General features: G+C 43.8%; 1 protein-coding gene. It reads right to left on the reverse strand.

The window, feature by feature from the left end:
• Positions 1-128: 128 nt before the first annotated feature.
• Positions 129-548, reverse strand: a 420-nt coding sequence (locus AC2JF9_RS08350) for a D-alanine--D-alanine ligase (protein WP_500726864.1), incomplete at its 5' end; no start/stop codon positions are given.

The following is a 548-nucleotide window of genomic DNA, read 5'->3' on the forward strand; positions in this document are numbered from 1 at the left end:
TCCTCCTAGCGTATGTTCGCCTTTCTTTTCTTGCCTTGCCCCTTATAAAAACGAAACAAAGCAGGAGCCTTCAGGTTCCCGCTTCTCTGTTTCTTCTGTTGTAAATTTAATCTGAATAAAGCTATCCATTAAAAGGTATGCTTGATCTTTTGTTTTTCTGCATGGCGTTCTTTTGCCAGAGTGACTAATCTTTCAATTAGCTGCGGATACTCAAGACCAGTATGCTTCCATAACAGCGGGAACATGCTGAATGGAGTGAAGCCAGGCATCGTGTTTACTTCATGTATATATGCCCTTCCATCCCTAGTTAAGAAGAAGTCAGCCCGCACAAGGCCCGAGCAATCCAATGCTTTGAATGAGGTAACGGCCATTTGCTGAAGCATCTGGTATTCTTCTTCAGTAATTTCCGCCGGGATGACAAGGGCTGTGTTGCCATCTTCATATTTCGCCTTATAATCATAGAAACCTTTTTTCGGAATGATTTCGCCTGCAACAGAACATTCCGGTTCGTCATTGCCAAGCACTCCGATTTCTACTTCCCTGGCAAC

This window comes from Lactobacillus sp. C449L (assembly GCF_059900815.1).